The organism is Robiginitalea aestuariiviva (assembly GCF_029537735.1).
GTDB lineage: Bacteria > Bacteroidota > Bacteroidia > Flavobacteriales > Flavobacteriaceae > Robiginitalea > Robiginitalea aestuariiviva.
In genome coordinates this window covers 408,182-428,246 of record NZ_JARPUQ010000002.1, presented here as the reverse complement: position 1 = coordinate 428,246, position 20,065 = coordinate 408,182, and the positions used below count along the sequence as shown (strand labels likewise).

The window sequence follows — 20,065 nt, the reverse complement described above, 5'->3', positions numbered from 1 at the left end:
GTCAGTCTTCGTATCGGGATACTTCGCGGTCGTAAAACTCAGTAGCTTCAGAGATCAGCTTCAGGGCTTCTTCCTCCAGGTCTTTCCGCTCGTCTGCAGAAAATTCTTCCAGCCATTCCACCTCGTCGTTCTCCAGGTTCAGGATAAAGCGGGGGAAGTCCGTATGCACCACAAAAATGGCCGTGGGCAGGTCCGTATTGTCCGCGAGCAGGAATTTCGGCAGTTCCATGGATAAGGGTTTAAGGGGCCGCCAGCAGGCGCGCCGTCCGATTCCGGAATCGAAGATACAACATTATTGCAGAGGCCGTGAGCCCCGCCAGCAAACCGATCCAGATGCCTGTGCTGCGCAAGGGGGTATGCAGCCCCAGGTAATAGCTGACAGGAAAACCGATCACCCAGTAAGCCACAAAGGTAATCAGGGTGGGAATGCGCACATCCTGCAGCCCGCGCAGCGCGCCCAGGATTACCACCTGTACCCCGTCCGAGATCTGGAAGATAGCCGCCACCAGCAACAGGGTGGACGCCAGGCCGGTCACCTCCAGGGCATCGGCCCGGCCCACGGGGTCGTTCAGGTCCAGGTACAGGGTGGGCAGCCAGTGCCGCCCGATCAGGAACAGCAAGGCGAAACAGGCCGTCAGCATTACGGTCATCAGGAAGATGGAGGTAGCAATGCGGCGGAGTTCGGGGTAATCCTGCAAGCCCTTCTGGTTCCCCACCCGGATCATGGCCGTAACCCCCAGCCCAATCCCGAACATATAGGTCATGCTGCTCAGGTTCAGGGCAATCTGGTTGGCTGCCTGGGGGTTTTTCCCCAACACCCCGCTCAGCCAGATGGCGGCGGTAAAAATCCCGACCTCAAAAAAGAACTGCAGGGCCGAGGGGAACCCCAGGTTGGCAATTTTCTGAAGCACCTTGCGCTCCACATGGCGGAATTTAAGGCGTTTTACATAGGGGGCAAAGAGGGGGCGTTTGTGGAACAGCCACCAGAGGAACACGCACATGCCAACCCGGGCCACCAGGGTCCCCACCCCGGCCCCGACCACGCCCAGGCGTGGGAAGCCCAGGCTGCCAAAAATCAATAGGTAATTCAGCCCGATGTTGATCACATTGGCCACAATGGTGGCGTACATGGGGTAGCGGGTATGGGACAGGCCTTCTGAAAACTGTTTCATGGCCTGAAATACCACCAGGGGGATCAGGGAAACGGCCACCAGGTCCAGGTAGGGCATGGCCAGGCGCACCACCTCTTCCGGCTGGTCCATCAGGTACATCAGGGGTTTGCCCAACAGGATCATCCCGAACAGCAGCACCCCGAGCACCGCGCAAAGCACCAGGCCGTTCTGCAACACCTTCCGGCCATCCTGCGGATTCCCGGCAGCATCGGCCTCGGCTACCAGGGGCGTGATGGCAGTGGAAAAACCAATCCCCAAGGACATGGCGATAAAGACAAAACTATTCCCCAGGGAAACCGCTGCCAGTTCGGCCGTCCCCAGTTGCCCCACCATCAGGTTGTCCGCAAAGGCCACAAACGTATGCCCCAACATTCCCAGGATAACCGGGGAGGCCAGGCGAAAGTTGGTTTTGAATTCTCGGGTATAGGCTTGGAGCAAAACGTGCGGGTTGGCGGCTAGGGCGTATCGTATTTCTTGGCCGCCTCCCAATGGACGTCCATTTCTTCCAGGGTCATCTCGTGCAGGCTGCGGCCGGCATCGCGGGCCCGGTCTTCGAGGAACCGGAACCGGCCGATGAATTTTTTGTTGGTGCGCTCCAGGGCGTCTTCCGGGTTGATACCCAGAAAACGGCAATAGTTCACCAGGGAGAAAAACACATCCCCCATTTCCGCCTCCAGGGCGGCCCGGTTCCCATTTTCCCGTTCGGCCTCCAGCTCTTCCAGCTCTTCGCGTACCTTCTGGAAAACCTGCTCGGGGGCCTCCCAGTCAAAGCCCACCCCGGCCACCTTTTCCTGTATGCGGTTGGCCTTCACCAGGGCCGGGAGGCTCTGGGGCACGCCCTCCAGGACGCTTTTCTTGCCTTCCTGCAGCTTAATCTTTTCCCAGTTGGCCTTTACCTGTTCGGCATCGGCAACCTCGGTATCCCCGTAAATGTGCGGGTGGCGGCGGATGAGTTTTTCGCAAATCCCGTTGGCCACGTCCCCCAGGTCAAAATCCCCGGTCTCGGAGCCGATGCGGGCATAGAACACTATGTGCAGCAACAGGTCGCCCAGTTCTTTCCGGACCTCCTCCAGATCGTTGTCCAGAATGGCATCGCCCAATTCGTAGGTTTCCTCTATGGTGAGCTGCCGCAGGGTTTGCATGGTCTGCTTGCGGTCCCAGGGGCACCCCTCCCGGAGTTCATCCATAATGGTAATCAGGCGGTCCAGGGCCTGCAATTGCGCTTCTCGGGAATTCATGGGCAGTGGCATTTGGGGCAAAGGTACAAAGACCGGGTTTTTGGCACCCCGTATATTTTCGCGTAATTTTAACAGGACCAACCCTAACCGCTCGCCTATGGGACCGCGCCTGCTCCTCCTGCTCCTGCTCCTGGCTTCCTGCCAGTCTCCCGAACCCTTTGATGTCCTGATCCGCGGCGGCATGCTGCTGGATGGCAGCGGGGCCCCGGCCGTACAGGCCGATATCGGGATCCGTGCGGACACCATTGCCGCCCTTGGCGACCTTTCTGGCCAGAAAGGCCTGGAGGAAGTAGATGCCACCGGCCTGCACCTGGCCCCGGGTTTTATCAACATGCTCAGCTGGGCGAATGTCTCCCTGCTGGTAGACGGGCGTTCCCAGAGCGACCTGCGGCAGGGGGTTACCCTGGAAGTCATGGGGGAAGGCGGCTCCATGGGCCCGCTCAATGCAGCCATGCACGAAGATATGGCCACGGACCAGGGGGATTTCCAGTTCGACGTCCCCTGGAAAACCCTTGGGGAATACCTGCAGCACCTGGAGGATAAAGGGGTCTCGACCAACGTCGCTTCCTTTGTGGGCAACGGCACCCTGCGCGAATACGTGATGGGGTACGAAAAACGGGAACCCACCCCGGCCGAACTGGATACTATGAAGCGCCTGTTGCGCGAAGGGATGGAAGAAGGAGCCGTAGGCCTTTCCACCTCCCTCATTTACGTGCCCAGCGGGCATGCCTCCACGGCTGAAATCATTGAACTCGCCAAAGTGGCTTCGGCCTACGACGGCATGTATATTTCCCACATCCGCAGCGAGGAAGACAGCCTGCTGTTCGCGGTTCGGGAACTGATCTCCGTGGCCGAGGCTGCAGACATCCGCTCCGAAATCTACCACTTCAAGGCCTCCGGCCAGGACAACTGGGACCTGCTGGACAGTGCCATCACCCTGGTGGAGGACGCCCGGGCCCGCGGGCTTCATGTGACCACGGATATGTATATGTACAACGCCAGCTCTACCGGCCTGAATGTGTTGCTGCCCGCCTGGGCCAAAGACGGGGGTCATGAGCAGACCATGCGTTACCTGGAAGACCCGGCAGCCCGCAGCCGGATGATCCGTGAAGTGCAATTCCACGTGCCCCCGGAAAACATCCTGCTGGTCGGCTTCCGCAACCGCGAGATGCGCCACCTGATCGGTAAAACCCTCGCCGACGTTGCGCAAGAAAGGGACATTCCCCCGGCGGATGCCATAGCCGAACTTATTTACGAGGACGACAGCCGCATACAGGTGGTCTATTTTTCCATGAGCGAGGAGAACGTCCGCAAGAAACTGGCACTCCCCTATATGTCCGCCTGTTCGGATGCCGGGTCTTATACCAACGAAGGCGTCTTCCTGGAACAGAGTACCCACCCCCGGGCCTATGGCTCCTTTGCGCGCCTGCTGGCCCATTTTGTAAGGGAGGAAGGGGTGATAAGCCTGGAAGAGGCCATCCGCCGCCTCACTTCCCTGCCCGCTGAAAACCTGAAACTGGACCGGCGCGGATTATTGCAGCCCGGCTATTTTGCGGATGTGGTGGCCTTTGACCCCGCCACTATTCAGGACCATGCCACTTTTGAAGCGCCCCACCAGTATGCCACCGGCGTACAGCACGTCTGGGTAAACGGCGTGGGGGTATTGCGGAACGGGGAACACACCGGAGCCACCCCCGGCCGCTTTGTGAAAGGCCCCGGATACCAAAAAACCGAATAAACCCAACAGATTATGAAATCATTCCTGATTAAAACCGGGTTGCTTACCGGGCTGTTGTGGGTCGCGGCCTGCAAGGACACCCCAAAAAAAACGGAAGCCCCGGCAGAACCGGAACTTCAATTGGTGGCGGAGACCTTCACCTTCACCGAAGGTCCGGCCACAGCCCCCAACGGGGATATCTACTTTACGGATCAGCCCAACGACCGCATCCTGCGGTGGAATGCGGCAGACGGCAGCATAGATACCTATATGCAGCCTGCCGGTCGCGCCAACGGCCTTTACTTTGACCTGGAAGGGAACCTGCTGGCTGCAGCGGACGAAAAATTCGAATTGTGGCGCATTCGCCCGGACCAGACCGTGGAAGTTTTAGCCGATGCTTACCAGGGCGCCCATTTTAACGGCCCCAACGACATCTGGGTACACCCGGACGGCACCATTTATTTTACCGACCCCTATTACCAGCGCCCCTGGTGGACCCGGCAGGCCAAGGAAATTGAGGCAGAACAGGTGTATATGATCCGGCCCGGAACCGACAGTGTGGTCCTGGCCGCCACAGACTTTGTGCAGCCCAATGGCATTATCGGAACACGGGACGGTAAAACCCTCTACATTGCAGATATCGGGGACGATAAGACCTACAGCTACCCCATAGCCCCGGACGGAAGCCTGGGCGAGCGCACCCTGGTGGCGGAAATGGGATCGGACGGGATGACTCTGGACGCCTCCGGCAACCTCTACCTGACCGGAAACGGAGTGCATGTCTACAGCCCGGATGGGGAGTTGCTGCGCCATATTGAAGTGCCGGAAGACTGGACGGCCAATGTTACCTTTGGCGGGCAGGATGGCAGGACCCTCTTCATCACGGCCATGGACGCCGTCTATACCCTGAAAATGGATGTAAAAGGCATGTACCCCTAACCCTGTAACCCTATGAAACGTATGAACTTCCTGGCCGGGTGCGCCCTGCTGATCCTCTGGCAGGCTCCGGCTCAGACCGACAGTATCCCCCTCCCCTTTGATCCCCTAGCGGGGGTGGTTTGGTCCGGGGGCGAACACCATTATTATTCCCCCATCTGGGATACCCAGGTGGTGACCAATGTTTCCCGTCCCAGTATGGAGGTTTTTACCCCGGTAGCGGGTACCGGGAACCAGGCTGCCGTGGTGGTGGCTCCAGGGGGCGGCCTGTTCGGGCTCAGTATTGAAAGCGAGGGCAAACAGGTGGCCCGGTGGCTGGCGCAACACGGGTTTACCGCCTTTGTCCTGAAATACCGCCTGGTCCCCACCGGGGTGGACGGGGTAAAAGAAATCATGGACCTGAGCCAGAAGGACCCCGGCGAAATGATGGCCCGGGTTGGCAAAGTCCTCCCGGCATCGGTAGCAGACGGGCTGCAGGCCATGGCCTATGTACGAGCGCATGCAGGCACGTACGGCCTGGATCCCGATAAAATCGGGTTTATGGGCTTCTCCGCAGGTGGGGCCGTAACCATGGGGGTCGGCTACCAGGGGCAAGGCGATAGTGCCCCGGATTTCCTGGTTCCCGTATACCCCTGGACCGACGCCTATCCCGTGGCGCCGGCGCCGGAAGGGGCCCCGCCCATGCTGGTGATTTGCGCCTCGGACGACCCGCTGGGCCTGGCAGCCGGCAGCACCCGCCTGTATTCGGCCTGGCTGGAAGCCGGGAAAACCGCCGCCTTGCAGATGTACAGCAAAGGGGGGCACGGGTTTGGCATGAAACCCCAGGGCCTGCCTTCCGACCACTGGATTGAACGCTTTTACGATTGGGCCAAAGTGCATATTTTAGTTCCCTAGTGCAACTCAAAACCACATCCCGACCACATATGGCCTTACGAAACTGGCTCTGCCTGCTGTTAGCCGGCATAGCCCCCATCCTTTCACAGGGGCAGGACCCCAAACGGTTTGCGACCGAAGTAGCCCAAATCCAAACGCGGATGGACAGCCTCTGGGACCCCGCCCAACCGGCGGTGGTTTTTACCGGTAGCTCCAGCATCCGGATGTGGACCAGCCTGGCCCAGGACTTCCCCGGCACCCAAACCCTAAATACCGGGTTTGGCGGTTCCCAGGCTACCGACCTGAATCACTACCTGGACCCGCTGGTCCTGGATTACCAACCCGTACAGGTATTTATCTATGAAGGCGACAACGACCTGGCCGAAGGCAAGCGCCCACGACGGATCCTGAAGACCCTTCAGGCTATCACCGCGCAAATCCACGCGCGTTACCCGGGTACTTCCGTAGTCTGGCTTGCTGCAAAACCCAGCATCAGCCGCTGGAAGTTACGTTCCAGGTACCGCCGCTTTAATCGCAAGCTACGCCGCCATGCCCGCAAGGCACCCGGGGTGGATTTTGCCGATGTCTGGACCCCCATGCTGCAAGGGCGGAAACTCAACCCCGACCTGTTTATCGAAGATGGCCTGCACATGAATGCCAGCGGCTACCGGCTGTGGCGTGCCGCCATTGCGCCCAAACTGATTTCAACCCCTATTACACCATAACCATGAAAACACCTTCAATCCCCCGTAGTCTAACCCGGTTTCTGGCCGGCTCAGCCCTGCTGGCCGGAGTGGCTGCCTGTATGGACCCCGCCCCGCAAATCGATTTCCCACAAACCGACCTGGCGGCCCAGCCCCTGATCCCGAAACCGGTGTCTGTAACCGCTTCCGGGGCGGCCTTTGGCCTGGACCAGTACACGGCAATTTATAGCCCCCAGGACGATGCGCCCCGGGCGGCCGTGGCGGCTTTCCTCTCCGATAAAATTCAGGGCAAAACGGGCTTGCGCCTCCCGGTGAATGCCCAGGACGGGGAGGTACACCGCGCCATCTACCTGCAGGCAGGTGCCCAGGATAATCCGGAAGCCTACCACCTGCGCATTAGCCCGGATTCCATTCTGATCACCTCGGCCACTGCGAACGGGGCCATGCTGGCCGCCCAAACACTGCGCCAGCTGATCCCGGAACAGGCCAACGATACCCTGGCCCCCTACCCCATCTGGCCCCTGGCCGGGGGGGAAATCACCGATGTCCCGGAATTTGGCTACCGCGGCGCCATGCTGGACGTGGCCCGGCATTTCTTTTCCGTGGAAGACGTGAAGAAATACCTGGACGTGATGGCCTATTACAAATTGAACGTCCTGCACCTGCACCTGACCGACGACCAGGGCTGGCGGATTGAGATCAAATCCTGGCCGCGCCTTACGGAAGTTGGCGGAAGTACGGAAGTTGGCGGCGGCCCCGGGGGCTTCTATACGCAGGAAGATTATAAAGAACTGGTTCGCTACGCGGCCGAACGCTACATCACCATTGTGCCCGAGGTAGACATGCCCGGGCATACCAATGCCGCCTCTGTGGCCTACCCCGTGCTGAACGGCAACGGAAAAACCCCGGAACTTTACACCGGTACCCGGGTGGGCTTCAGCACCTGGGACACGCGCAAAGACACCGTATACCAGTTTATCGACGATGTGGTCCGGGAAATTTCGGCCATTACCCCCGGCCCGTATTTCCACATCGGGGGGGATGAAAGCCACGTGACCCAGGAGGACGACTACGTTTACTTTATCAACAAGGTTGAGCCCATCGTACAGAAGTACGGCAAGCAGGTGATCGGCTGGGACGAAGTGGCCCATGCAGACCTGGACAATACCACCATAGCCCAGTTCTGGGCCGATGAGGACAATGCCACCCTGGCGGTGGAAAAAGGGATGAAAGTCTTGCTTTCTCCCGCCCGCAAGGCCTACCTGGACATGCAGTACGACAGTATTTCGGAATACGGCCTGCACTGGGCTGCCTACATCCCGGTAGACACGGCCTACATCTGGAACCCCGCCACGTACGCGGCCGGGATTTCCCGGGAACACATCCTGGGCATTGAGGCCCCCCTGTGGTCCGAAACCATAGCCGAGATTTCCGAATTGGAATACCTGGCCTTCCCCCGCCTGCTGGGGTATGCCGAATTGGGATGGACCCCCGAAAGCCAGCGTTCCTGGGAGGAGTATAAGCTGCGGCTGGCCGCCCAGACCCCGTATTTCAAGCGGATGGACATCCGGTATTACCCCTCGGCCCGGGTACCCTGGGAAGAGCCGGACCTGCCGGAACCCCTGCGCGACTAAACAAAAAAGCCCCCCGGATTTCGGGGGGCTTTTTCTTGCTGTCAGGTGCTAGTCGCGCATACCCGGAACGCCTTCCGGTGCGGCGCCCTGCCAGGAAAAACGGGGTCCTTCCTGCTGGCGGGGCCATACTTCGTCCAGGTTGTCGCCGGTGTACATCCGGCCGTTCTTCATGACAAAGCGGATGCTGTTGGTCTGGCGCAGGTCCTCCAGGGGGTTCCCGTCCAGGATCACCAGGTCTGCCAGTTTCCCGGCCTTGAGGCTCCCCAGGTCACCATCCAGCCCCAGGGCCGTAGCCCCCAGGATGGTGGCGGTCTTCAGGGCGTCCATGGGCTTCATGCCCCCACTGGCCACCGCCCAGAGTTCCCAATGAAACCCAAGACCCTGCAACTGGCCGTGGCTGCCGATCCCGGCAATGCCCCCGGCTTCCACCAGGTCTTTCATAAAAGCCGCATGTTTTTTGAAGACGTGCTCTTCTTCCATAAACCAGCCCGGCCGGCGTCTCGATTTCTGGGCCAGTTCCTCATAGGGGGTAAAGTGCTGCAGTTTGGCATCGCCCCAAACGTCTTCCGTGGCGTAGAAATAGTTTTCGGCCCAGGGCCCCCCATAGGAGACCAGCAGGGTTGGGGTTACGGCCATCCCGGATTGAGCAATGGTCTGCACCACATCGCTGTAGATGGGATAAATCGGCAGGGAGTGCTCATGCCCGGGGTAGCCGTCCAGCAATTGGGTCATGTTCAGTTTAAAATCCAGCCCGCCTTCGGTGGTGGGCATCAGCTCCAGCTCTTTGGCGGCCATGATTACCCATTGGCGGTGCTGCCGGTTACCCGTCAGGTACATCTTGATGGTTTTGGTATCGTAGTATTCGCTGTACTGCCGCAGGACCTTGCGGGTGTGGTCCAGGCTGGTAAGCTTATACCGCCAGAAGCCTATGCCCGGGCCGGTGCTGTATACCCTGGGGCCGGGCATTTTTCCGGCCTTCACCAGGTCGGAATAGGTAAGTACATCGGTGGTGGCCGTTTGGGGGTCACGGGTGGTGGTGACCCCGTAGGCCAGGTTTGCCGCATAGATCCACACCTGGTTCTTGTGAATGCCCCAGGCCGGCCACATATGGGCGTGAGTATCCACAAATCCGGGCACAATCGTTTTCCCCGAAAGGTCCCGCACTTCTGTCCCCGCCGGTACCTCGAGGGTGCCACTGGGGCCTACCGCAGCAATACGGTTGTTGCGGATGAGGATATCGCCCGAAGCGATCACCCCTTCTGCCTCCATGGTCACCAGGCGGGCGTTGGTTAACAGAAGGGTGCCTCGGGGCGTGTCCCGGGGAAAGGTAAGCTTGATCTTGAATTCCTCGGCCTCAAAGGTCTTGGGCTCCTCTTTTTTGGTTTCCTTCCCGGCCGTGGAATCCTTTTTTACCGGGTCTTCCTTTTCTTTTTTCTTCGCAGCGGCCACACTGTCCCTGAAGCGTTTGCCTTCGGGCAGGTCGTAGCGAAAATGGCTGGCGCCCAAGGACCAGTGCACATAGCGGCTATTCCCGGACCAGGCGGGAAATTCCCCGCCGAGTTCCGTGAGCTTGGTCGCCGGGAAGGCGGCGGATTCCGGGTTGCTGACCGAAATAGTGGGGGTTTGCCCGAACCTGGGCACCACTACCGAATAAATGTCATTGTTGATCAGCGCCAGGGCATGGCCCCCATCCGGCGCCATCCGGATTTCCGAAGGGCGGGAGGCCTTGTCGTTCTGCTCCCCGGCTATGTTGGGCAGCACATTCGGGTTATTATGATCATGGGCATCTACCATGATATCCTGGGAGCCATAGGTCTCAATCCCTTTAAGGATCAGGTGTTGCTTTTCGTCCGTGCCGTCCCAGCGCAGGGACAGCAGCCCCCGCTGCGGGTGGCTCAGGTACACCCGGTCGTCCACCCGGGTAAAATGCGGGGTGGTCCGGCCCTCGGCCTTGTCGATCAGCACCGCCTGCCCCCCTTCGGAGGGGATCCATACCAGGTCTTCCTCACTACCGCGCGTACGGGGCCCTACCCCGTCTTCGTAGGCCTGGGCCGTGCCGCGCAAAAACGCAATCCGGCCGGAACGGTAGGACCAGGCCGGTTGGCTGTAAATCCCGGGGGTACGGGTGAGCTGTACCGGGGCCCTGCGGCCGTCGCTGCGAACTTTGTACAGGTGGCCGCCGCCAGGTTTCCAGCCGGTAAAAACAATCTCCAAACCATCCGGCGACCAGGCGGGATGGGCTTCGGTAAAATCGTGGTTAGTGAGCCGGCGCGGGGTCCCATTTGGAAAATCCATCACGTACAGCCGATTCAGGGCTGTGAAAGCCAGGCGGGTCCCGTCCGGGGAAGGCACCGCGTCCCGGATCTGGGTCACCTGTACCTGCGGGCTATCCGAAACCGGGTATTTGAATTCCAGGCGCGGCCCCAGATCCAGCTTTACCGGGGCGGTAAAGGGAATGGCGCGTACCCCCTGGTCGGCAATAGCTATGGCATGGAGTTTCCCGCCGTAGGATACCACCAATTCCTTGCTGTCCGGGGTAAAGGCCATGGCGGGAAGTACCCCCAGGGGGGCAATGGACTCCTGCTCGTCCCGCTGCACGGGATAAGCCAGCCAGCGCTCCTCCCCGGTTTTCAGGTTGCGCAGCCTGAGCCCGGTCTGGTCTTCAAAACGGGTGCCATAGACCAGCCAGTTCCCATCCGGGCTTGGAGTGGGGGTAAAAGCGGAGCCGTACCGGTCCGTAATCACCGCCATGCCCCCATCGGCCATATCGTAGGTCCCGATCTGGTACTGGGGCAATTGTGCGTTGTAATTCCAGGCGCCCCGCCGCTGGGAGAAATAAACGGTTTTCCCATCGGCCGAAAAGGCCGGGTCTATAGCCTTGAGGTTTTCCGGCTTGGCAATCAGGGCTGTTCCCCCGCCCCCGTCCTTGTGGTACAGGCGTAGTTTAATGTTCCGGCGGCCCAGGGCGGCCACCACGTAATCCCCATCTGCAGACCAGTCCGCAGAAAAGAATACCTTGTTTTTCTCCTTACTGAGCTGGGTTTCTTCCTGGGTCTCCAGGTCCATGATCCAGACGTTCTGGGCCCCGCTTTTATCGGAAATGTAGAGGAGGGATTTCCCGTCCGGGCTGTACCTGGGGTGCACTTCGTAGGCCAGGCCCTGGGTGAGGGCCTTGGCAGTACCTCCGGTAATGGGAACGGTATACAGGTCGCCCATCAGGTCAAAGACCACCGTTTGTCCGTCCGGACTTACATCCACGGACATCCAGGTTCCTTCCTGGGCTTCAAAGGTAATGTTCCGGGTGGGTTTTAGGGGGAGGTCTTCCTTACCGTCCGGCAGGGAATCTTTGGAGGCTTCTTGCCCAAAGGCCATAAGGCCCATTATACAGGCAAATGCCGGAAGCCACCTCCGGCAGGGTTTCAGGTATTTCATCGGTGATACAGGTTTAGCTTAGCGGCCTAAAGATAGGCATATTCAGCTCCCCTGTCACACCCGCTATCAGGCCTCGTCTCCTGCAGCCGCTTCCTCTCCCTGATCTGCTTCGGCAAAATCGGTTATCCCGTTCTCGCAAAGCAGGTTATACCACTGGATAACCTTGCGGATGTCGCTGGCATAAACCCGGTCTTCGTCATAATTCGGGATGACCTCGAAAAAGTATTCCTCCAATTCGAGTTTGTCCGCCTTGTGCTTCACCGGGGTTTTCTCCCCGCCCTCCTTTTCGTGGATTTTCCGGAAGACTTCCCGAAGGGGCATTTCCTCTTCCAGGGTGTAGATGGCAATTTCCGAGAGCACACTTACATTCCCGGCCATCCCCACGGAGATCTTCTTACCGTCCAGCAGGGACTCGGCCACAAAGCCGGTACGGGTCTGGGTCACCAGGCGGTACAACCCGGGTTTGCCTCCGATGGAAAGGATTTTATCTAAACTCATAGCGCGTTTTTATCTGGCTGCAAAGATGTCAAAAAAAATGATGATTCCGGTTAACGGGCCCGTTTGGCATCCGGGAAACGCATGCGGTAGTCTACCTGGATGCGTCCCTTGGAAATATTACCCAGCCGGCTTTTGAGCAGCCGCTTTTTCAGGGAAGACAGGTGGTCGGTAAAGAGGATGCCCTCAATATGGTCGTACTCGTGCTGGATAACCCGGGCCAGCAGCCCATCGAAGGTCTCGGTATGCTCCTTGAAATCTTCGTCCATATAGGTCATGGTAATGGTATCCATGCGTTGCACGTCCTCCCGCACATCCGGGATACTCAGGCAGCCTTCGTTAAAGGCCCACTTCTCCCCGGTTTCGGATTCTATCCGGGCGTTAATAAAAACCTTTTTAAAGCTTTTAAGGAGCTCCCGCTCCGCTGCAGGCAGGACATCGTCTTCGGCAAAGGGGCTGGTATCGACCAGAAATACGCGAATGGCCTTCCCGATCTGGGGTGCGGCCAATCCCACGCCGCTGGCCTGGTACATGGTCTCCCACATATCCGAGAGCAGGGTTTCCAACCCGGGATACCCGGCATCGATATCCTCACATTTTTTCCGCAATACGGGGTCTCCGTACGCTACAATAGGCAAGATCATAAATTATTACTGCTTAAATACGATTGCAGGATCAGGGTGGCACTCACTTCGTCCAGTACCGCCTTCTCCCTCCTTTTTTTCTTTTTCATCCCCCCTTCAACCAGGGCGCGGGCCGCCATTTTGGAGGTGAACCGCTCGTCCTGCCGGGCGATTTGAACCCCTGGCTGGCGCTTTAGCAGGCGGGCGATAAAATCCTGGATGTCCGCTTCCACCTCCGAGGGCCGGTTATCCATCCGCCGGGGTTCGCCAATCACAATCAGGTCTACCGCCTCTGCGGCCAGGTAGGCATCAAGCCAAGGCAACAATTCGGAAGTGGCCACGGTTTCCAGGCCGGAGGCGATCAGCCGCAGGGCGTCCGTAACCGCCACGCCGGTCCGCTTTTTTCCATAGTCCAATGCCAAAATTCTGCCCAAGGGAAATTTTTGACAAAAATAACGGATAAATCGTTACAGCTCTAAATTTTGCTGGGTACCCCGCCCGACCCGCCGTATATTTGCGCAAAATCTGAACACGCTTATGGAAGCCTTGCGCACCACCATCGAAAAGGCCTGGGATAACCGGGAATTGCTGAAAGAAGACCAGACCCAAAAAGCTATACGGGAAGTCATAAACCTGCTGGACCAGGGGCAGCTGCGCTGCGCCCATCCGGACGGGGACCAATGGGTTATCGATGCCTGGGTGAAAAAAGCGGTGGTGCTGTATTTTCCCATCCAAAAGATGGAAACCCTGGAGGCCGGCATTTTTGAATACCACGACAAAATTCCCCTGAAGCGCGGATATCAGGAAAAGGGCGTCCGGGTAGTACCCCATGCGGTAGCCCGCCACGGCGCCTACATTGCGCCCGGAGCCATTCTCATGCCCAGCTATGTGAATATCGGGGCCTATGTGGACGAGGGCACCATGGTAGACACCTGGGCCACCGTGGGCAGCTGTGCCCAGATCGGCAAGCACGTGCACCTGAGCGGGGGCGTGGGCATTGGGGGCGTCCTGGAACCCCTGCAGGCCTCCCCGGTGATTATAGAGGATAATGCCTTTATTGGCAGCCGCTGTATTGTGGTGGAAGGCGTACATGTGGAAAAAGAGGCCGTGTTGGGCGCCAATGTGGTCCTTACCGCCTCTACCAAAATCATTGATGTAAGCGGCGGCGAACCCGTGGAATACAAGGGGCGGGTACCCGCGCGGTCCGTGGTTATCCCCGGGAGCTATACCAAGTCGTTCCCGGCCGGGGATTACCAGGTATCCTGTGCCCTGATTATCGGAAAACGGAAAGAAAGTACGGACAAGAAAACTTCCCTGAACGACGCCCTTCGTCAATACGATGTAGCGGTCTGATTCCCTTTCCCGGATTTCGGAAAAATGGCAAAACCACAGGGGTTTCCCTGATATTTTTGTAATACCTTTCCTGCAAAATTACGACTTGCTCAAAACCATTGGGTTCTTGTTAAATTGTTGATAATTCGCACCCGAATCCCTGATTTTATGGTGCTTAAACAATTTTTTAGTCGTTTTTTTGTTATGATTTTACCCTAATCCGGTAAACGAACACCTGCCCATGCCCCAGCATTCAAAAATTTCCGCCCTGATCATCACCTACAATGAGATCGGGTACATTGAAAAATGTCTGGAATCCATCCGCTTTGCGGACGAGATTTTGGTCGTGGATTCCTACAGCACAGACGGCACTTATGAGTACCTGTGTGCACAACCGCGGGTACGGGTTATCCAACATCCCTTTGAAAATTTCACCCTGCAAAAGTCCTTTGCCCTGAGCCAGGCATCGCACGACTGGGTTCTTTTCCTGGATGCGGACGAAGTAATTCCGCCTGCCCTGCAGGACGAAATACAGGCCACCCTGGCCCGGGAGCCGGAGCACGCGGCCTATTGGTTTTACCGACAGTTTATGTTCGGCCGCAGCCCCTTGCGTTTCAGCGGGTGGCAAACCGACAAAAATTACCGGCTTTTCCGCCGCAGCAAAGCCCGGTTTACGGACCGCAAAATTGTGCATGAAACCCTGGAGGTAAATGGCACCTCGGGTATTTTACGCGAAAAGCTCATCCACTACTGCTACAAGAATTACGAGGATTACAAGGGGAAGATGCTCCGCTACGGCCGCTTAAAGGCCCGGGAGGATTTCTACAAGGAGCGCCGGTTTAACCGCGCCCTGATGGTGCTGAAGACCGCCTGGAAGTTTGTAAACCATTATGTGCTTCGCCTGGGAATCCTGGACGGGCGCAAAGGGCTGACCATCTGCTACCTGAATGCCCTTGGCGTATGGGAACGGTACCGGGAACTCAAAAAACTCGAAAAGAAAAACGAGCTGGCGTACTATTTGGTAATGCCGTAATACGTCCAAACCTTCCGGTCTTTACGGGTCTCCTTACGGATGGCCGCATTCTTGGCAAGGGACTCCGGCGTCTTATACCCCCTTTTATGGTCCAGGTGCACGCAGACCGCACTGTAGCGGAGTTGTTTGGACTTGATCCCGAAATTCATCAGCCGTTCGCCCAACTCCCGGTCCTGCCCGCCGTATTGCATGCGCTCGTCAAAACCGTTGACATTCAGGATGTCCTTCTTCCATCCCGAACTGTTGTGCCCGTTCCAACTGGCGTTGGTGGGGGTAAGGGTGTTCAGGATTTTGGAGAGGAAGCCACGGGCCGTGAGCTTGTTGTTCTTAAAGGTTTTCGGGATGCCTAAATGCTTCAGCCAGTGGATGTCGAAACACCGCTGGGACTCGATGTCTTCCCGGGAAATCTGCTGTGAGATATTCATGGGCAGCATGTAGTAGCCCCCTGAAATAAAATACCCGGCTTCCTTATTGATGTGGTGGACCTGCACAAAATCATTGCGGGGGATGCAATCCCCGTCCGTCATGATAATGTAGTCGGCCCTGCAGGCTTCTACTGCCTTGTTCAGAATACGGGACTTCTGAAAACCGTCGTCCTCCTGCCAAATATGCTGGATATCGTAAAAGACCTCTTGCCGCATCCGGTCGATCAGCTCGCGGGTAGGCGGGCCCGAACCGTCGTCAGCGATCACCACCTCAAAATCCCGGAACAACTGACAGTTAAAGCCCCAAAGGACTTTCTCCAGCCATTTTTCCGAGTTATAGGTACTGACAATGACCGACACTTTAGGCATAACGCACCGATTTAGCTTTCCTGCAAAAGTAATGAAACCCCAATTGTCTATTTTTGCCGGAGGCGGCTTTTCATTCGCGCCAGACCGCCGGCCGTGCAAATGACATGAAATTAAAGGAAATCCCCAAATCCGTTTTCCGCAGCCTGCAATTGCGGGCTACCCCCCGGAGCCGCCTGTTCCAGCCTGCCGCAGCGGAAGTGCCCGTAGTGGTTTCCTTTACCTCCATCCCCCCGCGCCTGCCGCGTGTAGACCTGGTGGTGCGCAGCCTGCTCACTCAGACCCGGGTCCCGGAAAAAATAGTGCTCTGGCTACCCGAACCCGACCTGCCCAAGATCCCGAAGCGGCTGCAGGCCCTGGTCCACGACCGTTTTGAAATCCGGCCCACCCCCCTTACGGCCCCGCATAAAAAACTGATCCACGCCCTGGAGGCCTTTCCCGGGCACGTTATTGTAACCTGCGACGACGATCTGATGTACCGTCGCCGCTGGCTGGAAAGCCTGTACGCCTCCCACCGCCAACACCCCGGCTGCATCATTGGCCACCAGTTGCGGCGCATCCGGTATGATGCCCAGGGAAACCTGCTTCCCTACAAGGCATGGACCTATCAAGGCCCTGACACCCCTGCCGAAGCCGTAATGGCCATAGGGGCAGGAGGCGTGCTCTACCCCCCTGGTTCTCTGGATGAGCGGGTACAGGACCGGGAAACCTTTATGGAGCTGTGCCCCAGGGCGGACGACCTCTGGTTTAAAATGATGGGGCTCCTGGCCGGCACCCGGGTGGTTTCGCCGGGAGAACCGGTGAAAGAGCCCATCCCGATTATCGGGACCCAGAAATACTCCCTGAAGAAGACGAATATCAATCAGGACCAGAACCGCACCCAATGGGAGGCCCTGACCGCCCGTTTTGGCTGCCTTCCGATCCCCAAATCCTAAACCCGGAAAATCGGCCCCGGATTTTAACAGCTTCCGCCTAAGTGGTACCTTTGCGCTGGTTAAAATCCCCGGGCGTACCCCGTCGGAATCCAGGAACCCCCATGATGCAAACCTTCCATACCAAAGCCCTGAAAGACCCCATCTTCAAGGAAGTCAGCCTTGCCGCCAAGGCATTGGGGCTGGAGGCCTATGTAATTGGCGGCTTTGTGCGGGACTACCTGTTGGGCCGGGAGCAAAAGCAGGACATCGACTTTGTGGCTGTTGGCAGTGGGATTGCCCTGGCCAGGGCGGTAGCCAAACGCCTGCCCGGCCACCCCAAGGTGAGCGTCTTCAAGAATTTCGGCACAGCCATGGTGCAACACCAGGGGATGCAACTGGAGTTTGTGGGGGCCCGCAAGGAGAGTTACCAGCGGGACAGCCGCAAACCCCTGGTGGAAGACGGCACCCTGGAAGACGACCAACAACGCAGGGATTTCACCATCAATGCCCTGGCCCTTTCCCTGGGGGAGGAGGACTTCGGGCGCCTGCTGGATCCCTTTAATGGGTTAAAGGACCTGGAAAACGCGCTTATCCGCACCCCCCTGGAGCCTGAAACGACCTATTCGGACGACCCCCTGCGCATGATCCGGGCCATCCGGTTTGCCGCCCAGCTGGGGTTCCGCATCCACAGGGATTCCCTGAACGCGATTTCGATCCAGAAAGACCGTATCCGGATTGTTTCCCGGGAGCGCATCACAGACGAATTACATAAAATCCTCCTCACCCCAAAGCCCTCAGAAGGCCTGGGGCTGCTCCATAAAACCGGCTTGCTGGAGTACATCCTGCCGGAACTGGTGGCCTTGCAGGGAATTGAGGAACGGGAAGGCCAGCGGCACAAGGACAACTTCTGGCATACCCTGGAGGTGGTGGACAACATTTCCCGGACCACGGACAACCTCTGGCTGCGGTGGGCAGCCCTGCTGCACGATATCGGCAAAGCGCCGACCAAACGTTTTGACGCCAAAATCGGGTGGACCTTCCACGGCCATGAATACGTGGGCTCCAAAATGGTGTACAAACTTTTTAAGCGGCTGCGACTCCCCCTGAATGAAAAGATGAAGTACGTACAGAAACTCGTGATGATGAGTTCGCGCCCCATCGTATTGTCCAATGACTATGTGACAGACGCTGCTGTACGCCGGCTGGTCTTTGATGCCGGAGATGATGTAGAAGACCTGATGACCCTCTGCGAGGCGGATATCACCACCAAAAACCCGAAAAAGCAAAAACGCTACCTGAAGAACTTCCGCCTGGTGCGGGAGAAAATACAGGAAGTGGAGGAACGGGACCGCATCCGTAATTTCCAGCCCCCGGTAAGCGGGGAGGAAATCATGGAAACCTTCGGGCTGCAACCCTGCCGGGAGATCGGCATCATCAAGGAAGCCATCAAGGAAGCCATCCTGGAAGGGGAAATCCCGAATGCCCACGGGGCTGCAAGGGATTATATGATCCGGAAAGGACGGGAAATTGGGCTGGAGCCCCTGAAACACTAAAAGCGAAGTACCATGAGGACACGTGCTAAAAAAGGATATTACCGGATGGCCCAAACAGCCCTGGTCCTGGTTTACCTGGTTATTCTGGCCGGGGCCGTTGTGCGCATGACCGGCAGCGGGATGGGGTGCCCGGACTGGCCCAAATGCTTTGGCTACCTGATTCCCCCTACCGAAGCCTCCGAACTGGAATGGACCCGGGGAAGGGAATACCAGGAAGGACAGGTGATCATTTTCAAGGAAAACCTGCTGCTGGCCCGGGAGGATTTCACAGCCAGGGACCGCTTTGACCCCGCCAACTGGGAGCCCTATACGAAACACGACTATGCCATTTTTAACGCGGCCCACACCTGGACCGAGTACATCAACCGGCTTTTGGGGGCCCTATCGGGCCTGGCCATCCTGGGTATGGCTTTGTTTTCCCTGGCCTGGTGGCCTGAAAAGAAGGGGCGGGTCCTCTTTGCCTGGCTTACCGTGATTGCCATCGGCTTCCAGGCCTGGCTGGGCGCCACGGTAGTCTATTCCGTACTGGCACCGGTGCGCATTACCCTGCATATGTTTATGGCCCTGGTCATTGTGGCCATGCTTACCTGGATTGTTTTCAGGGATACCGCGCCCAACCCGACGCACCGCCGGGACCCGTTTACCTTCGGGCTATGGGGCGCCACTGTTCTGCTGAGCCTGCTCCAGATCCTGATGGGCAGTCAGGTCCGGCAATATGTGGATGAACAGGCGGACCTGCTGGGTGAGGGCGCCCGTGAATTCTGGCTTATGGACCCTGCGACCATCTTTTTGGTGCACCGTTCTTTTTCGATCATAGTGGTCCTGCTGCACCTCTGGGTGGGGTACCGCATCTATTCCCGGGGCCTGGGCTACCGGCTGATGTGGCCCGTCCTGACTTTTGTGGGGCTGATCCTGTTGAGCGGCATCGCCATGAATTACCTGGCATTCCCCTTCGGCAGCCAGCCTGTGCACCTGGTGATGGCCGCCCTGTTATTCGGGGCGCAATGGTACCTGTGGTTGCAGATGCGGCAGGCCAACCAAACCCGCATTTCTTCGTAACTTTGCCGGACGCTGCGAAAAACCCAACGGCATGATCTATAAAATCCGCGTTATCCTGGATGCCCAGGAGGATATTTTCCGCGACCTTGAAATTGAGGCAACCGACAGCCTGGAAGACCTGCATACGGCCATTACACAGGCTTTTGGGTTCCTGGGCGAGGAAATGGCCTCCTTCTACACCTGCGATGAAAACTGGAAACAGGAGGAGGAGATTCCATTGTTCGATATGCGGGAGGGGGACGGGCCCGAACGCCTGATGCACAATACGGCCCTGCACGAAGTGCTGGACGAGGAAAACCCCAAGTTGCTCTACGTATACGATTTCCTGAACATGTGGACCTTCTTCGTGGAACTGGCCGATATTGCCGATTTTGAGGATGGCCGGAGTTACCCGAACCTGCTCTTTAGTTTCGGGGAAGTGCCGGAGGCCCCGCCCGAAAAACGCTTTGAGGCCGATGACGAAGGCCCGGAAGCCAATTTCGAGGAGCCCTTTGGCAGCTATGACGACATGGATTTCGACGAAAACTGGAATTAACCTTACCCTTATCTGACCCCTGGC

19 protein-coding genes are annotated in these 20,065 nt (G+C 58.0%); 11 read left to right on the top strand and 8 right to left on the bottom strand.

Annotated features, from left to right (window positions below):
- Window position 1: 1 nt before the first annotated feature.
- The 3 genes from OZ410_RS08630 to mazG are packed head-to-tail and all read right to left on the bottom strand — an operon-like array spanning window position 2 to window position 2,410.
- Entirely contained in the window at window positions 2–229 is a 228-nt protein-coding gene (locus OZ410_RS08630; RefSeq protein ID WP_277707547.1) for a hypothetical protein, read from the bottom strand.
- 10 nt (window positions 230–239) lie between these two features.
- A complete protein-coding gene (locus OZ410_RS08625) occupies window positions 240–1,610 on the bottom strand; it encodes an MATE family efflux transporter (RefSeq protein WP_277707546.1) in 1,371 nt (456 codons plus the stop codon).
- 17 nt (window positions 1,611–1,627) lie between these two features.
- A complete protein-coding gene (gene mazG, locus OZ410_RS08620) occupies window positions 1,628–2,410 on the bottom strand; it encodes a nucleoside triphosphate pyrophosphohydrolase (RefSeq protein ID WP_277707545.1) in 783 nt (260 codons plus the stop codon).
- A 97-nt stretch (window positions 2,411–2,507) separates the two neighbouring features.
- Here mazG and OZ410_RS08615 point away from each other — a divergent pair, with 97 nt between their 5' ends.
- From OZ410_RS08615 to OZ410_RS08595, 5 genes are read left to right on the top strand one after another with little or no spacing between them, the layout of a single operon-like run.
- Complete coding sequence (locus tag OZ410_RS08615; protein WP_277707544.1) at window positions 2,508–4,148, top strand: N-acyl-D-amino-acid deacylase family protein; 1,641 nt, start codon at window positions 2,508–2,510, stop codon at window positions 4,146–4,148.
- A gap of 12 nt (window positions 4,149–4,160) precedes the next feature.
- Window positions 4,161–5,066, top strand: a complete 906-nt coding sequence (locus OZ410_RS08610; protein WP_277707543.1) for an SMP-30/gluconolactonase/LRE family protein — start codon at window positions 4,161–4,163, stop codon at window positions 5,064–5,066.
- Window positions 5,067–5,078: 12 nt separating this feature from the next.
- On the top strand, window positions 5,079–5,957 hold the full coding sequence (locus OZ410_RS08605; RefSeq protein ID WP_277707542.1) for an alpha/beta hydrolase: 879 nt from the start codon (window positions 5,079–5,081) through the stop codon (window positions 5,955–5,957).
- A 29-nt stretch (window positions 5,958–5,986) separates the two neighbouring features.
- A complete protein-coding gene (locus tag OZ410_RS08600) occupies window positions 5,987–6,661 on the top strand; it encodes an SGNH/GDSL hydrolase family protein (RefSeq protein WP_277707541.1) in 675 nt (224 codons plus the stop codon).
- 2 nt (window positions 6,662–6,663) lie between these two features.
- Window positions 6,664–8,274: a family 20 glycosylhydrolase gene (locus OZ410_RS08595; RefSeq protein ID WP_420917750.1), complete on the top strand. Its 1,611-nt coding sequence runs from the start codon at window positions 6,664–6,666 to the stop codon at window positions 8,272–8,274.
- A gap of 48 nt (window positions 8,275–8,322) precedes the next feature.
- On the opposite strand, the gene OZ410_RS08590 is transcribed toward OZ410_RS08595, so the two are convergent.
- The 4 genes from OZ410_RS08590 to ruvX form a co-directional block, all read right to left on the bottom strand.
- Window positions 8,323–11,646 (bottom strand): amidohydrolase family protein, encoded by a 3,324-nt coding sequence (locus OZ410_RS08590; RefSeq protein WP_277707540.1) that lies wholly within the window; start codon window positions 11,644–11,646, stop codon window positions 8,323–8,325.
- A 126-nt stretch (window positions 11,647–11,772) separates the two neighbouring features.
- Complete coding sequence (locus tag OZ410_RS08585; protein WP_277707539.1) at window positions 11,773–12,204, bottom strand: DUF5606 family protein; 432 nt, start codon at window positions 12,202–12,204, stop codon at window positions 11,773–11,775.
- A 50-nt stretch (window positions 12,205–12,254) separates the two neighbouring features.
- The gene (def, locus tag OZ410_RS08580; protein WP_277707538.1) at window positions 12,255–12,845 is read right to left on the bottom strand and encodes a peptide deformylase; all 591 of its coding nucleotides are present in this window, start codon (window positions 12,843–12,845) and stop codon (window positions 12,255–12,257) included.
- Window positions 12,842–13,258 carry a Holliday junction resolvase RuvX gene (gene ruvX, locus OZ410_RS08575; RefSeq protein ID WP_277707537.1) on the bottom strand — a complete coding sequence of 139 codons (417 nt, stop codon included), beginning with the start codon at window positions 13,256–13,258 and terminating at the stop codon, window positions 12,842–12,844. Before ruvX ends, def begins: the two co-directional genes overlap by 4 nt.
- 103 nt (window positions 13,259–13,361) lie before the next feature.
- Here ruvX and OZ410_RS08570 point away from each other — a divergent pair, with 103 nt between their 5' ends.
- Window positions 13,362–14,177 carry a 2,3,4,5-tetrahydropyridine-2,6-dicarboxylate N-succinyltransferase gene (locus OZ410_RS08570; RefSeq protein WP_277707536.1) on the top strand — a complete coding sequence of 272 codons (816 nt, stop codon included), beginning with the start codon at window positions 13,362–13,364 and terminating at the stop codon, window positions 14,175–14,177.
- A gap of 220 nt (window positions 14,178–14,397) precedes the next feature.
- A complete protein-coding gene (locus OZ410_RS08565; protein ID WP_277707535.1) occupies window positions 14,398–15,189 on the top strand; it encodes a glycosyltransferase family 2 protein in 792 nt (263 codons plus the stop codon).
- On the opposite strand, the gene OZ410_RS08560 is transcribed toward OZ410_RS08565, so the two are convergent.
- Window positions 15,171–15,983: a glycosyltransferase family 2 protein gene (locus OZ410_RS08560; protein WP_277707534.1), complete on the bottom strand. Its 813-nt coding sequence runs from the start codon at window positions 15,981–15,983 to the stop codon at window positions 15,171–15,173. The genes OZ410_RS08565 and OZ410_RS08560 overlap by 19 nt on opposite strands.
- A 104-nt stretch (window positions 15,984–16,087) precedes the next feature.
- Between OZ410_RS08560 and OZ410_RS08555 the strand changes: the two genes are divergently transcribed.
- From OZ410_RS08555 to OZ410_RS08540, 4 genes are all read left to right on the top strand, one after another.
- On the top strand, window positions 16,088–16,915 hold the full coding sequence (locus OZ410_RS08555) for a zinc-binding alcohol dehydrogenase (RefSeq protein WP_277707533.1): 828 nt from the start codon (window positions 16,088–16,090) through the stop codon (window positions 16,913–16,915).
- 101 nt (window positions 16,916–17,016) lie between these two features.
- Complete coding sequence (locus OZ410_RS08550; protein ID WP_277707532.1) at window positions 17,017–18,447, top strand: CCA tRNA nucleotidyltransferase; 1,431 nt, start codon at window positions 17,017–17,019, stop codon at window positions 18,445–18,447.
- 12 nt (window positions 18,448–18,459) lie between these two features.
- Entirely contained in the window at window positions 18,460–19,506 is a 1,047-nt protein-coding gene (locus OZ410_RS08545; RefSeq protein ID WP_277707531.1) for a COX15/CtaA family protein, read from the top strand.
- 31 nt (window positions 19,507–19,537) lie between these two features.
- The gene (locus tag OZ410_RS08540) at window positions 19,538–20,041 is read left to right on the top strand and encodes an IS1096 element passenger TnpR family protein (RefSeq protein WP_277707530.1); all 504 of its coding nucleotides are present in this window, start codon (window positions 19,538–19,540) and stop codon (window positions 20,039–20,041) included.
- Window positions 20,042–20,065 lie beyond the last annotated feature (24 nt).

Coding starts and splice junctions, on each gene's coding strand:
- OZ410_RS08630 (WP_277707547.1), bottom strand. CDS start 229: ATGGAACTGCCGAAATTCCTGCTCGCGGACAATACGGACCTGCCCACG.
- mazG (WP_277707545.1), bottom strand. CDS start 2,410: ATGAATTCCCGAGAAGCGCAATTGCAGGCCCTGGACCGCCTGATTACC.
- OZ410_RS08615 (WP_277707544.1), top strand. CDS start 2,508: ATGGGACCGCGCCTGCTCCTCCTGCTCCTGCTCCTGGCTTCCTGCCAG.
- OZ410_RS08610 (WP_277707543.1), top strand. CDS start 4,161: ATGAAATCATTCCTGATTAAAACCGGGTTGCTTACCGGGCTGTTGTGG.
- OZ410_RS08605 (WP_277707542.1), top strand. CDS start 5,079: ATGAAACGTATGAACTTCCTGGCCGGGTGCGCCCTGCTGATCCTCTGG.
- OZ410_RS08600 (WP_277707541.1), top strand. CDS start 5,987: ATGGCCTTACGAAACTGGCTCTGCCTGCTGTTAGCCGGCATAGCCCCC.
- OZ410_RS08595 (WP_420917750.1), top strand. CDS start 6,664: ATGAAAACACCTTCAATCCCCCGTAGTCTAACCCGGTTTCTGGCCGGC.
- OZ410_RS08590 (WP_277707540.1), bottom strand. CDS start 11,646: ATGGCCTTTGGGCAAGAAGCCTCCAAAGATTCCCTGCCGGACGGTAAG.
- OZ410_RS08585 (WP_277707539.1), bottom strand. CDS start 12,204: ATGAGTTTAGATAAAATCCTTTCCATCGGAGGCAAACCCGGGTTGTAC.
- def (WP_277707538.1), bottom strand. CDS start 12,845: ATGATCTTGCCTATTGTAGCGTACGGAGACCCCGTATTGCGGAAAAAA.
- OZ410_RS08570 (WP_277707536.1), top strand. CDS start 13,362: ATGGAAGCCTTGCGCACCACCATCGAAAAGGCCTGGGATAACCGGGAA.
- OZ410_RS08565 (WP_277707535.1), top strand. CDS start 14,398: ATGCCCCAGCATTCAAAAATTTCCGCCCTGATCATCACCTACAATGAG.
- OZ410_RS08560 (WP_277707534.1), bottom strand. CDS start 15,983: ATGCCTAAAGTGTCGGTCATTGTCAGTACCTATAACTCGGAAAAATGG.
- OZ410_RS08555 (WP_277707533.1), top strand. CDS start 16,088: ATGAAATTAAAGGAAATCCCCAAATCCGTTTTCCGCAGCCTGCAATTG.
- OZ410_RS08550 (WP_277707532.1), top strand. CDS start 17,017: ATGATGCAAACCTTCCATACCAAAGCCCTGAAAGACCCCATCTTCAAG.
- OZ410_RS08545 (WP_277707531.1), top strand. CDS start 18,460: ATGAGGACACGTGCTAAAAAAGGATATTACCGGATGGCCCAAACAGCC.
- OZ410_RS08540 (WP_277707530.1), top strand. CDS start 19,538: ATGATCTATAAAATCCGCGTTATCCTGGATGCCCAGGAGGATATTTTC.